11 protein-coding genes are annotated in these 12,157 nt (G+C 67.5%); 7 read left to right on the top strand and 4 right to left on the bottom strand.

The annotated features are described in order from the left end of the window. Positions 1–185: 185 nt before the first annotated feature. Both A7X97_RS16485 and A7X97_RS16480 read right to left on the bottom strand, forming a co-directional pair. Complete coding sequence (locus tag A7X97_RS16485; protein WP_061479351.1) at positions 186–665, bottom strand: tRNA (cytidine(34)-2'-O)-methyltransferase; 480 nt, start codon at positions 663–665, stop codon at positions 186–188. Between the two features lie 69 nt (positions 666–734). Further along, on the bottom strand, positions 735–1,211 hold the full coding sequence (locus A7X97_RS16480) for an XAC0231 family protein (protein ID WP_014035556.1): 477 nt from the start codon (positions 1,209–1,211) through the stop codon (positions 735–737). Between the two features lie 416 nt (positions 1,212–1,627). Here A7X97_RS16480 and A7X97_RS16475 point away from each other — a divergent pair, with 416 nt between their 5' ends. From A7X97_RS16475 to A7X97_RS16460, 4 genes are all read left to right on the top strand, one after another. Then, a complete protein-coding gene (locus A7X97_RS16475) occupies positions 1,628–4,477 on the top strand; it encodes a M16 family metallopeptidase (protein WP_088496701.1) in 2,850 nt (949 codons plus the stop codon). A 152-nt stretch (positions 4,478–4,629) separates the two neighbouring features. After that, complete coding sequence (locus tag A7X97_RS16470) at positions 4,630–4,947, top strand: DUF4156 domain-containing protein (protein ID WP_005407628.1); 318 nt, start codon at positions 4,630–4,632, stop codon at positions 4,945–4,947. A 102-nt stretch (positions 4,948–5,049) separates the two neighbouring features. Next, positions 5,050–6,066: a 3-oxoacyl-ACP synthase III gene (locus A7X97_RS16465; RefSeq protein WP_005420782.1), complete on the top strand. Its 1,017-nt coding sequence runs from the start codon at positions 5,050–5,052 to the stop codon at positions 6,064–6,066. Positions 6,067–6,206: 140 nt separating this feature from the next. Beyond that, complete coding sequence (locus A7X97_RS16460; protein WP_088496702.1) at positions 6,207–7,097, top strand: alpha/beta fold hydrolase; 891 nt, start codon at positions 6,207–6,209, stop codon at positions 7,095–7,097. A 76-nt stretch (positions 7,098–7,173) separates the two neighbouring features. Here the strand turns inward: A7X97_RS16460 and A7X97_RS16455 are convergent, their stop codons facing one another. Beyond that, entirely contained in the window at positions 7,174–7,605 is a 432-nt protein-coding gene (locus tag A7X97_RS16455) for a YkgJ family cysteine cluster protein (RefSeq protein ID WP_005407630.1), read from the bottom strand. A 104-nt stretch (positions 7,606–7,709) separates the two neighbouring features. Between A7X97_RS16455 and oleC the strand changes: the two genes are divergently transcribed. The 3 genes from oleC (at position 7,710) to A7X97_RS16440 (ending at position 10,594) form a co-directional block, all read left to right on the top strand. Continuing rightward, complete coding sequence (oleC, locus tag A7X97_RS16450) at positions 7,710–9,368, top strand: olefin beta-lactone synthetase (protein WP_088496703.1); 1,659 nt, start codon at positions 7,710–7,712, stop codon at positions 9,366–9,368. Beyond that, positions 9,365–10,357: a 2-alkyl-3-oxoalkanoate reductase gene (gene oleD / locus A7X97_RS16445; protein ID WP_111008187.1), complete on the top strand. Its 993-nt coding sequence runs from the start codon at positions 9,365–9,367 to the stop codon at positions 10,355–10,357. Before oleC ends, oleD begins: the two co-directional genes overlap by 4 nt. Before the next feature lie 81 nt (positions 10,358–10,438). After that, positions 10,439–10,594, top strand: coding sequence for a DUF1328 domain-containing protein (locus tag A7X97_RS16440; RefSeq protein WP_005407633.1), 156 nt, complete (start codon positions 10,439–10,441; stop codon positions 10,592–10,594). 76 nt (positions 10,595–10,670) lie between these two features. Here the strand turns inward: A7X97_RS16440 and ddlA are convergent, their stop codons facing one another. Then, positions 10,671–11,765, bottom strand: a complete 1,095-nt coding sequence (ddlA, locus tag A7X97_RS16435; RefSeq protein WP_088496712.1) for a D-alanine--D-alanine ligase — start codon at positions 11,763–11,765, stop codon at positions 10,671–10,673. Positions 11,766–12,157 lie beyond the last annotated feature (392 nt).

Genomic DNA, 12,157 nt, shown 5'->3' with positions numbered 1-12,157 from the left:
CGCGGGGAGTTCCGCGCCGTCCCCCCGGCGGGCCGAGGAGCTCAGGTTACCGGTGCGCAGCACCAGCTCGCAGACGGCGGCGCGTTTCTTTTGGTTACTTTTCTTTCCGCGCGGAAAGAAAAGTAACGCCCATGAACGCATGCGCCCGCCACAGCAACAATCAGGCAGAAGAGAGACGCGTGGCGCTACGCGCCACCGGCAAACCCATGCTGCCGCCACGCCTCGTACATCACCACCGCAACGGTGTTGGAAAGATTGAGGCTGCGGTTGTCCGGCCGCATCGGCAGGCGCAGGCGGCGGCCATCCGGCAGTGCATCGAGCACGTCCTGCGGCAGGCCACGGCTTTCCGGGCCGAACAGAAACGCATCGCCCTCTTCAAAGGCCACGCTGTCGTAGCGCACGCTGGCGCGGGTACTGAGTGCGAACAACCGATTCGGTGCGATCCGCGCCAGCGCGGTGTCCAGGTCGGGGTGCACCTGCAGGCGCGAGTACTCGTGGTAGTCCAGCCCGGCGCGCTTGAGCTGCTTGTCTTCCAGTGCGAAGCCAAGCGGCTCGACCAGGTGCAGCTGCGCGCCGGTGTTGGCACAGAGCCGGATCACATTGCCCGTGTTGGGCGGGATTTCCGGTTGGAACAGGATCACGTGGAACTGGGGCGCGGCATTCATCGGCGCAGTGTACCTGCGACGACCGCCGCCTTTACGGCGCACGCCCTGCGCGGGGCAGGGCGGCACCGGTTACGGGCGCAGCAGGACCTGGGCGGTTTCGGTGGCCAGGGCCTGCAGGTCGGCGGCGCTCGGACGCACCTGCAGGGCCGGCAGGTTGACGATGACCGAGTTGGCGACGTTGGTGGCGGCGGCAGCCAGGGTCGCGGCGTAGCGCTGGGCTTCCAGTTCGGCGGCCAGGGCGACGCGCTGTTCCAGGCTCGGGCGCACTTCCACCGAGGCCAGCGTGGTGATCGGCATCGCGGCGGCGACCGGGGCGGCGACGTAGCCGTTGCGCTCGGCCAGCTGGTCGGCGCTCGGGCGCACTTCCACGGTGGCCAGGGTCGGGATGCCGCTGGCCTGTTCCCAGGCCTGCTGGGCCAGCTGGTCGGCGGCCGGGCGAACCTGCACGGTGGACAGGGTCTTGATGGATTCGGAGGCCTGCACCGACGAAACAACCGCGGTGCCGGCGATCAGGGCGATGGCGATGGCAATGGTCTTGGCGTTCATGACGGGGCCTGTTTAGTGTTGGTGAGCAGTGGTGTGGTAGTAAGGTAGTACACCAATTCTGGGCATGCAAGAGAAATTTTCTATTTCCTGCATTTGTTCAGTCTTCAGTCAGCTTTTGTCTGAAGCCCTTCCTGGCGCAGGAAGTACCAAGCAATCCGCGTGCCAACTTTTAGTTGTTGATTTGCAAGGCTTTTATGTGGTCCCGAAAGTGTCCGGTGGGCGGACACCTGTCCATTCGATAAGCCGCGGACACTGTCCGGACGCCTTCAGCCGGCGTCTGTGACGTTTCAAGAGCGCCCCTGGGCGTCGGGCTGGATGGTCATCTGGGCAAACACCCCCAGTGACTGGCGACCGATTCCGGCCGCCGCGCGCGCAGGCTAGGATCGGGGTTCACCTTCGTGACCAAGGATCCGGATATGTCTCTCGCCCTTCGCCCGCGCGCTGCACTGCTGGCTGTCGCCCTCAGCACCGCCCTGGGCACGCTTGTGCCTTCCCATGCGCTGGCGGCCAAGCCGGCCGCACCGGCCAAGGTCGATATCCCGTACGAGCAGTTCACCCTGCCCAACGGCCTGCGCGTGATCGTGCATACCGATCGCAAGGCGCCGATCGTTGCGGTCAACGTCTGGTACCACGTGGGCAGCAAGGACGAGCCGGCTGGCCGTACCGGCTTCGCGCACCTGTTCGAACACCTGATGTTCCAGGGCAGCGAAAACCACGACGGCGAATTCTTCGAACCGTTCAAGCAGGTGGGTGCCACCAACCAGAACGGCACCACCAACACCGATCGCACCAACTATTTCGAAAACGTGCCGACCACCGCGCTGGACATGGCGCTGTGGATGGAATCGGACCGCATGGGCCATCTGGTCGGTGCGATCGACCAGGCCGCGCTGGACGAGCAGCGTGGCGTGGTGCAGAACGAGAAGCGCCAGGGCGAGAACCAGCCCTACGGCCAGGCCTGGGACCAGCTCAACAAGGCGCTGTACCCGGTGGGCCACCCGTACCACCACGGCGTGATCGGGTCGATGAACGATCTGAACGCGGCGTCGCTGGATGACGTGAAGACCTGGTTCCGTACCTGGTACGGCCCGAACAACGCGGTGCTGGTGCTGGCTGGCGACATCGACCTGGCCACCGCCAAGGAAAAGGTCGCCAGGTACTTCGGCAGCATCCCGGCCGGCCCGACCATGGCGCAGCCGGCGGTGAACGTGGCCAAGCGCAGTGCCGACACGCGCGAGACGATGACCGACAAGGTGCCGCAGGCGCGCATCTACCGCGCCTGGAACGTGCCGCAGGTCGGCACCACCGAGGTCGATCAGCTGCAGTTGTTTGCGCAGGTGCTGGGCGGTGCGAAGTCTTCGCGCCTGAGCCAGCGCCTGCAGCACCAGGACAAGCTGGTGGACAGCATCGCGTCGGGCCTGTCGACCTCGCAGTTGGGCTCGAACTTCGTGATCATGGCGACGGTCAAGCAGGGCCAGGACCCGGCCAAGGTCGAGAAGATCATCGACGAGGAACTGGACCGGCTGATCAAGCAGGGCCCGACCGCGGCCGAACTGGAGCGTGCCAAGACCGGTGCCCGCGCCGGCTTCATCCGCGGCATCGAGCGCATCGGTGGCTTCGGCGGCAAGGCCGACGCCCTTGCAGAATGTGCGGTGTTCACCGGCGACCCGGGCTGCTTCCGTACCTCGCTGGCCAACATCGAGAAGGCCAGTGCTGCTGATCTGAGCCGGCTCGGCGCGCAGTGGCTGGACAAGGGCAGCCACACCCTGGTGATCGCACCGGGTGAGCGCGTGGCGCTGAAGGAAGACCCGAGCCAGGCGCCGAAGCCGTTCACCGTGCCGGCGGTGGACCCGAAGTACAGCACCCTGCCCGAGCAGGTCGACCGCAAGGCCGGCGTGCCGCAGACCCGCGAGTTCCCGCAGCTGAAGTTCCCGGCGCTGCAGCGCGCGACGCTGAAGAACGGTACCCAGGTGATCCTGGCCGAGCGCCACGAGATTCCGGTGGTGCAGTTCAGCTACCAGTTCCCGGGCGGCTTCAGTGCCGACCAGGGCCGCAAGCCGGGCACCGCCAACTTCACCATGAGCCTGATGACCGAAGGCGCCGGCAAGCTGGGCTCGCTGGCCTTCGCCGACGCCGCGGATGCGCTGGGCGCCAGCCTGGATGCCTCGGCCGGCCTGGACTCGATGAGCGTGGACCTGTCGGCGCTGAAGGAAAACCTGGTGCCGTCGCTGGCGCTGTACCGCGACCTGCTGCGCGAGCCGCGCTTCGAGCAGGGCGAGATCGACCGGGTCAAGGCGAGCTGGATCGCGGGCATCCAGCAGGAGAAGGTCAACCCGGGTGCGGTGGCGATGCGCGTGCTGCCCCCGCTGCTGTACGGCAAGGGCCACCCGTATGCCATTCCGTTCACCGGTAGCGGTGACGAGGCGGCGATCAACGGCCTGACCCGCGAGGACCTGGTCGACTTCCACCACGACTGGCTGCGCCCGCAGAACGGCACCCTGATCGTGGTCGGCGACACCACCCTGGCCGAGATCGTGCCGCTGCTGGACAAGCAGCTGGGCGACTGGAAGGCCAGTGGCGAGGCCCCGCAGGTGAAGGCGGCCACCGACGTTGCGCTGCCGAAGGGCCCGCGCGTGTTCCTGATCGACCAGCCGGGCGCGGTACAGGCCAACCTGTTTGCCGGCCAGGTGGTGGCACCTTCCAGCGCCACCAGCTCGACCCGCTTCGACATCGCCAACGGCGTGATCGGCGGCGACTTCACCTCGCGCCTGAACATGAACCTGCGCGAGGACAAGCACTGGTCGTACGGTGCGCGCAGCAGCGCGGTCAATTCGGTGGGCCAGCGCCCGTGGATGGCCAGCGCGCCGGTGCAGATCGACAAGACCGGCCCGGCACTGGCGGAAATGCGCAAGGAAATCGCCGCGTTCGCCGATGGCAGCAAGCCGGCCACCGCTGCCGAGGTCAACCGCATCCGCAACATCCAGACCCTGAGCCTGCCCGGTGCCTACGAGACCGCCAGTGCGGTGGCGTCGACCATCGGTTCGATCGTGCAGTTCAAGCGCCCGGACGACTATGTGCTGCGGCGCAAGGCCGAGATCGAGGCGATGACCCCGGCGCAGGTGCAGCAGGCCGCCGCCGAGATCAAGCCGCAGGCCCTGACCTGGGTGGTGGTGGGTGACCTCAAGCAGACCGAAGCGGCCGTGCGCGCGCTGAACCTGGGCGAGGTGACGGTGATCGACGCCGAAGGCAACCCGGTCAAGAAATAAGGGATGTGCCTGCCCGCCCTGGCGGGCAGGCCTCCCCAGGTAGTGCCGGCCGCTGGCCGGCAACCCCGTCATGCATCCGGGGTCAGAGCCCCGGCTACCCCCGATTCAGGCTGTTCAGGCAGAATCCCCCCATACCCTTCCAGGATCTGCCCATGCGCGTTCTGCTGCTTTCCTCCCTGCTGCTCACCGTCACCGCCTGTACCTGGGTGCCGATCGAACCGGCCGGCAAGGCAACCCGCGTGCTGCCGGCAGGGCCGGTTCCGGCCGGCTGCATCGCCAAGGGCGAGGTGGTGGTCACCGTGAAGAGCAAGGTCGGCTTCTACAACCGCAACCCGCTGCGGGTGCAGGAAGAGCTGGAAACCCTGGCCCGCAACGAGGCCCCGAGCGCCGGTGCCAATGCCGTCCAGGCCGCTGCGGCCCCCGCCGATGGCAGCCAGCGCTTCGCCGCGTTCCAGTGCCCGCCGCGCTGAACGCTTCACCATACGGCCGAGGCTGAATTCGTAAAGATGCGGTGAAAGCCCGGGGGTTATAGAATAGCGCCCCCTTTTGCCTGAGCCTTGGCGCTAACCTCGATGCTCTTCAAGAATGTCTCGATCGCCGGCCTGGCACACGTCGACGCACCGCATACGCTGACGACCAAGGAAATCAACGAACGCCTGCAGCCGACGTTGGATCGCCTGGGTATCCGCACCGATGTGCTCGGCGACATCGCCGGCATCCACGCCCGCCGCCTGTGGGACAACGGCGTGCTGGCGTCGGACGCCGCCACCATGGCCGGCCGCAAGGCACTGGAAGACGCGGGCATCACCGCGACCCAGGTCGGCCTGCTGGTCAACACCTCGGTCAGCCGCGACTACCTGGAGCCGTCCACGGCCTCGATCGTGTCGGGCAACCTCGGTGTCAGCGACGAATGCATGACCTTCGACGTCGCCAATGCCTGCCTGGCCTTCATCAACGGCATGGACATCGCGGCGCGCATGATCGAGCGCGGTGATATCGACTACGCGCTGGTGGTGGACGGCGAGACCGCCAACCTGGTGTACGAGAAGACCCTGGAGCGCATGACCGCCCCGGACGTCACCGCCGACGACTTCCGCAACGAGCTGGCCGCGCTGACCACCGGGTCGGGCGCCGCCGCGATGGTGATGGCGCGCGCGGAGCTGGTGCCGGACGCGCCGCGCTACAAGGGCGGCGTGACCCGCTCGGCCACCGAGTGGAACCAGCTGTGCCTGGGCAACCTGGACCGCATGGTCACCGACACCCGCCTGTTGCTGATCGAAGGCATCAAGCTGGCGCAGAAGACCTTCAGCGCCGCCAAGATCGCACTCGGCTGGGCCGTGGAGGAGCTGGACCAGTTCGTGATCCACCAGGTCAGCCAGCCGCACACCGCCGCGTTCATCAAGAACTTCGGCATCGACCCGAAGAAGGTCATGACCATCTTCGGCGAGCACGGCAACATCGGCCCGGCCTCGGTGCCGATCGTGCTGAGCAAGCTCAAGCAGCTGGGCAAGCTGAAGAAGGGCGATCGCATCGCGCTTCTGGGTATTGGCTCGGGCCTGAACTGCTCGATGGCTGAAGTGGTCTGGTAAGCAGCCCGTTGCCCGACCTCCTGTAGAGCCGAGCCATGCTCGGCTCACGCGCGCAGCGCGGCTCTTCCGCAGCGGACCGGAGAGCAGCCGAGCAACGGCTCGGCTCTACATTGCGCCGCGACTCTCCTTAGGTGCTCCGCATGCGCGATCTTCCCGGTTACCCCGCCCACCCGCAGCGCTTCGAGGTCCGCCCCGGCCTGTCGATGAACTATCTCGACGAGGGCCCGCGCGATGGCGAGGTGGTGGTGATGGTGCACGGCAACCCGTCGTGGAGCTATTACTGGCGCACGCTGGTGGCCGGCCTGTCGGACACCTACCGCTGCATCGTGCCGGACCACATCGGCATGGGCCTGTCGGACAAGCCGGACGACAGCCGCTATGAGTACACGCTGCAGTCGCGCGTGGACGATCTTGATGCGCTGCTGAAGCACCTGGGCATCACCGGCCCGGTGACCCTGGCCGTGCACGACTGGGGCGGCATGATCGGGTTCGGCTGGTCGCTGTCGCACCACGAGCAGGTGAAGCGCCTGGTGGTGCTCAACACCGCCGCGTTCCCGATGCCGGCGGCGAAGAAGATGCCGTGGCAGATCGCGCTGGGTCGCCACTGGAAGATCGGCGAGTGGATCATCCGCAGCTTCAACGCGTTCTCGTCCGGGGCCTCTTGGCTTGGCGTGGAGCGCAGGATGCCGGCCGATGTGCGCCGCGCCTACGTGTCGCCGTACAACAGCTGGGCCAACCGCATCAGCACCATCCGCTTCATGCAGGACATCCCGCTGTCGCCGGCTGACAAGGCCTGGTCGCTGCTGGAGAGTGCCGGCAAGGCACTGCCCTCGTTCGCCGACCGCCCGGCCTTCCTCGGCTGGGGCCTGCGTGACTTCGTGTTCGACCATCATTTCCTGAAGGGTTTCCAGGCCGCACTGCCGCAGGCCCAGGTGCATGCCTTCGAGGACGCCGGCCACTATGTGCTGGAAGACAAGCACGAAGTGCTGGTACCGGAGATCCGCGCGTTCCTGGACGCCAACCCGATCTGATCGGTGTGCCGACCAACGGTCGGCACCCACAAGCGGAAGGTATGGGTGGGTGCCGACCGTTGGTCGGCACACCGGATTACGCGGCGACCGGTGCCTGCGGCGGTGAGGACGGGCTGTTGCCGTTGTCGTCCGGGTGATCGTCGTCATTGTCGGCGTCATCGCGCCAGCGCCAGTCGGCCGGCGTCAGCGGATCCAGGCCATAGGCAATGCGCGCCTTGTCGCACTGCGGGCTGGCCTTGCCGTATTCCCACGATGCATCCACCTCACGGCACACGCTGGGCCGATTGGGGTGGATGGTGCAGCGTGAATACACGCCGATCTGCGCATCCAGCGCGACGCAGCGCACCGGCTTGGAATGGGTGCCGCGCATGCACAGGCGGTGCGGATCCAGCACCTCGGTGAGCTGATGCGGCACGCCGCCGGGGGTGACCTCGTCCGATTCCATCCAGTGGAAGGCCACGCGGTACTGGGTGCAGCAGGCGCCGCAGGTCATGCAGGGATGTTGCATGGGCAAGCCGCCTCGGGCGGCAGTCGGAATCAGGAACGAGGGAGCGGATTTTCCACGAAGTGGGCCGCCGCGCAAGAAATTCCGTAAGCGGCGACAATGAACGGATGAACCGACCCTGCAATATCGCCGCACGGCTGCCTGAACTGGCGCGTGAACGCCCCGACCAGATCGCCATCCGCTGCCCCGGCCGCCGCGGCGCCGGCAACGGCATGGCCGCCTACGATGTCACCCTCGATTACCGTCAGCTGGACGCCCGCAGTGATGCCATGGCCGCCGGCCTGGCCGGCTACGGGATCGGCCGTGGCGTGCGCACGGTGGTGATGGTGCGGCCTTCTCCGGAGTTCTTCCTGCTGATGTTCGCGCTGTTCAAGCTGGGCGCAGTGCCGGTGCTGGTCGATCCGGGCATCGACCGGCGCGCGCTGAAGCAGTGCCTGGACGAGGCGCAGCCGCAGGCCTTCATCGGCATTCCGCTGGCGCATGTGGCGCGGCTGGTGCTGCGCTGGGCGCCGTCGGCCACCCGGCTGGTGACGGTCGGCCGCCGCCTCGGCTGGGGCGGCACCACGCTGGCCGCGCTGGAGCGCGCTGGCGCCAGCGCTGGGCCGATGCTGGCCGACACCGATGGCGAGGACATGGCGGCGATCCTGTTCACCAGCGGCTCCACCGGCGTGCCCAAGGGCGTGGTCTACCGCCACCGCCACTTCGTCGGCCAGATCCAGTTGCTGGGCAGTGCCTTCGGCATGGAAGCGGGTGGGGTGGACCTGCCGACCTTCCCACCGTTCGCGCTGTTCGATCCGGCGTTGGGCCTGACTTCGGTGATCCCGGACATGGACCCGACGCGGCCGGCGCAGGCCGACCCGGGACGCCTGCACGATGCCATCCAGCGCTTCGGCGTGACCCAGCTGTTCGGCTCGCCAGCGCTGATGCGGGTGCTGGCCCGGCACGGGCGGCCACTGCCGACGGTGACCCGGGTGACCTCGGCCGGGGCACCGGTGCCGCCGGACGTGGTCGCCACCATCCGCAGCCTGCTGCCGGCCGATGCGCAGTTCTGGACTCCCTATGGCGCCACCGAGTGCCTGCCGGTGGCGGTGGTCGAAGGCCGCGAACTGGAGCGCACCCGCGCGGCGACCGAGGCCGGTGCCGGCACCTGCGTGGGCAACGTGGTGGCCCCCAACGAGGTGCGCATCATCGCCATCGACGACGCACCGCTGCCGGACTGGTCACAGGCGCGGGTGCTGGGGGTGGGGGAAGTGGGGGAAATCACCGTGGCCGGGCCGACCGCCACCGACAGCTACTTCAACCGCCCGCAGGCCACCGCGGCGGCGAAGATCCGCGAGACGCTGGTCGATGGCAGCACCCGCGTGGTGCATCGCATGGGCGACGTCGGTTATTTCGATGTGCAGGGCCGCCTGTGGTTCTGCGGGCGCAAGACCCAGCGCGTGGAAACCGCGCGCGGGCCGCTGTACACCGAGCAGGTCGAGCCGGTGTTCAACACCGTGGCCGGCGTGGCGCGCACGGCACTGGTCGGCGTCGGCGCCGCCGGCGCGCAGGTGCCGGTGCTGTGCGTGGAACTGCAGCGCGGCCGGTCCGACAGCCCGGCGCTGCAGGAAGCGCTGCGTGCGCACGCGGCCGCCCGCCTGCCAGAGGCCGGCCTGCAGCACTTCCTGGTGCATCCGGCGTTCCCCGTCGATATCCGTCACAACGCCAAGATCGGCCGCGAAAAGCTCGCCGTCTGGGCCAGCGCCGAACTGGAGAAGCGCGCATGAAGATCCTGGTCACCGGTGGCGGTGGTTTCCTTGGGCGGGCGCTGTGCCGCGGGCTGGTCGAGCGTGGCCACCAGGTGCTGGCGTTCAACCGCAGTCATTACACGGAACTGCAGGCGATGGGCGTGGGCCAGATCCGCGGTGATCTGGCCGATGCGCAGGCGGTGCTGCATGCGGTGGCCGGCGTCGATGCGGTGTTCCACAACGGCGCCAAGGCCGGCGCATGGGGCAGCTATGACAGCTACCACCAGGCCAACGTGGTCGGCACCGACAACGTCCTCGCGGCCTGCCGCGTGCATGGCATCAACCGGCTGGTCTACACCTCCACGCCCAGCGTGACCCATCGTGCCACGCACCCGGTGGAAGGCCTCGGGGCTGACGAGGTGCCGTACGGTGAAGATTTCCAGGCGCCGTATGCGGCCACCAAGGCAATCGCCGAACAGCGCGTGCTGGCCGCCAACGATGCGTCGCTGGCGACGGTGGCACTGCGCCCGCGGCTGATCTGGGGCCCCGGTGACCAGCAGCTGGTGCCCAGGCTCGCCGAGCGTGCGCGGCAGGGACGCCTGCGCCTGGTCGGCGATGGCAACAACAAGGTCGATACCACCTACATCGACAACGCCGCGCTGGCGCACTTCCTCGCCTTTGACGCCCTGGCACCGGGCGCTGCGTGTGCGGGCAAGGCCTACTTCATCTCCAACGGCGAGCCGTTGCCGATGCGCGAGCTGGTGAACAAGCTGTTGGCTGCGGTGGGTGCGCCATCCGTGGACAAGGCGATCAGCTTCAAGACCGCCTACTGCATCGGCGCCGTCTGCGAGCGGCTGTGGCCGCTGCTGCGCCTGCGCGGCGAGCCGCCGCTGACCCGCTTCCTGGCCGAGCAGCTGTGCACGCCGCACTGGTACAGCATGGAACCGGCGCGCCGTGACTTCGGCTACGTGCCGCAGGTCAGCATCGAAGAAGGGCTGCGCAGGCTGAAGGCTTCATCTGCTGCATAGATCGCCATCACTGGTTGCACACCGCAGGATCGGGAGGATGGACCCACGCCATCCAAGGCTCGACCACCCGCGAGGAGCGCCATGCTGCACTACGCCATCATCTTCTTTGTCATCGCCATCATCGCCGCCGTTCTGGGTTTCTCCGGAATTGCCGGCGCCGCAACGAACATCGCCTGGATCCTGTTCGTGGTGTTCCTGATCCTTGCGGTGATCTCGATGTTCCGCAAGCGAGGCTAGCTGGTAGTGCCGGCCGCTGGCCGGTATCGCTTTCCGCAGAGTCGAGCCATGCTCGACTCTGCGGGCGATAACAACGCTATACAGCGCTCTGCAGTTCGCGATCGGCTTCATGGCGCTCCAGCGCCAGCTCGATCAGGCGGGTGATCAGCGTGGTGTAGTCCACGCCGCTGGCACCCCACAGCTTCGGGTACATGCTGATGCGGGTGAAGCCGGGCAGCGTGTTGACCTCGTTGATGATGATGTCGCCGCCCGCGGTGAGGAACACATCCACGCGCGCCATGCCGGCACACTCCAGCGCCTGGTAGGCCCGCAGAGCGGTCTGCTGGATCCGCGCCTGGGTTGCAGCATCGATATCCGCGGGTACCACCACCTCGGCACCATCGGCGTTGATGTACTTGGTGTCGTAAGCATAGAACTCGTCGTGCACCACCACCTCGCCGCACAGGCTGGCCTGCGGATGTTCGTTGCCCAGCACCGCGCACTCGATCTCGCGGCCGATCACCGCCGATTCCACCAGCACTTTGTGGTCGTAGCGCAGCGCCAATGCCAGCGCTCCGGCAAAGCCCGCCGCATCCTTGACCTTGCTCACGCCTACCGATGAGCCTTGGTTGGCCGGCTTCACGAACAGCGGCAGGCCAAGCCGGGCGATCACCGCATCGACATCCACTTCCGCCACCTGGTGGCGGCGGATGCACAGCCACGGCGCCACCTGCAGCCCGGCGTCGCGCAGCAGGCGCTTGGTCACGTCCTTGTCCATCGCCGCTGCCGAGCCCAGTACCGGCGAACCGACGAAGGGCAGGTTGGCCATGCGCAGCAGGCCCTGCAGCGCGCCGTCCTCGCCCAGCGGCCCGTGCACGATCGGCAGCACCACATCGACCTGGCCGAGCGCGTAGGCCGCATCGCACGGCTGCAGCTGCCCCTGCTCGGCGCCCGGGCGCACCACCAGCGACGTGCCGGAGCGATGCAGCGCGATGCGCGAGGGATCTTCGGCATTGATCAGGAACGTCTCCGGCTGGCTCAGGTGCCACTGCCCCTGCTTGTCGATGCCGACCAGCACCGGCTCGAAGCGCTCGCGATCGAGCGCATCGAGGATGTTCTTCGCCGACTGCAGTGAAACTTCGTGCTCGGAAGACTTGCCCCCGAAGATGATGCCGACCCGGGTCCGTGCCATGGGGAATGCGATGTCCTGTGCGTTGCGTGGCCTCATAGCATGAACCTTCATCAGCCCTCCGCGTGAGGCACAGATGAACCGGATATCCATCCACGCATGGCGTGGATCTGCCGTGTCGACCAAGGTCGACACCCACCAACAGCAACACAGAATGCCGTCCCGACAGATCGCAGCAAGCTGTCGAAGGCGGGGTGGGTCCGGTTGCGGGGGCGTGAGCGCCATGGATGGCGCGACCGAGCTTACATGGACGTACTTGCAGCGTCCCCCGCAACCGGACCCACCCCGCCATCCCACGGATAGCCAGCTTTTGATGTTGCCCTGGCTTATGCATCTGCGGGGGCCGGGGGGCAGCCCGGCCCCAGCCCCCCACCCACGCAGGGGAGGTGGCGGGG

The organism is Stenotrophomonas sepilia (assembly GCF_003244875.1).
Lineage (GTDB): Bacteria > Pseudomonadota > Gammaproteobacteria > Xanthomonadales > Xanthomonadaceae > Stenotrophomonas > Stenotrophomonas sepilia.
This window is presented reverse-complemented; position numbering and strand designations above follow the sequence as displayed.

Excerpts from the sequence above, each read along its gene's own strand:
- A7X97_RS16485 (WP_061479351.1), bottom strand. The coding sequence starts at position 665 with ATGAATGCCGCGCCCCAGTTCCACGTGATCCTGTTCCAACCGGAAATC.
- A7X97_RS16480 (WP_014035556.1), bottom strand. The coding sequence starts at position 1,211 with ATGAACGCCAAGACCATTGCCATCGCCATCGCCCTGATCGCCGGCACC.
- A7X97_RS16475 (WP_088496701.1), top strand. The coding sequence starts at position 1,628 with ATGTCTCTCGCCCTTCGCCCGCGCGCTGCACTGCTGGCTGTCGCCCTC.
- A7X97_RS16470 (WP_005407628.1), top strand. The coding sequence starts at position 4,630 with ATGCGCGTTCTGCTGCTTTCCTCCCTGCTGCTCACCGTCACCGCCTGT.
- A7X97_RS16465 (WP_005420782.1), top strand. The coding sequence starts at position 5,050 with ATGCTCTTCAAGAATGTCTCGATCGCCGGCCTGGCACACGTCGACGCA.
- A7X97_RS16460 (WP_088496702.1), top strand. The coding sequence starts at position 6,207 with ATGCGCGATCTTCCCGGTTACCCCGCCCACCCGCAGCGCTTCGAGGTC.
- A7X97_RS16455 (WP_005407630.1), bottom strand. The coding sequence starts at position 7,605 with ATGCAACATCCCTGCATGACCTGCGGCGCCTGCTGCACCCAGTACCGC.
- oleC (WP_088496703.1), top strand. The coding sequence starts at position 7,710 with ATGAACCGACCCTGCAATATCGCCGCACGGCTGCCTGAACTGGCGCGT.
- oleD (WP_111008187.1), top strand. The coding sequence starts at position 9,365 with ATGAAGATCCTGGTCACCGGTGGCGGTGGTTTCCTTGGGCGGGCGCTG.
- A7X97_RS16440 (WP_005407633.1), top strand. The coding sequence starts at position 10,439 with ATGCTGCACTACGCCATCATCTTCTTTGTCATCGCCATCATCGCCGCC.
- ddlA (WP_088496712.1), bottom strand. The coding sequence starts at position 11,765 with ATGGCACGGACCCGGGTCGGCATCATCTTCGGGGGCAAGTCTTCCGAG.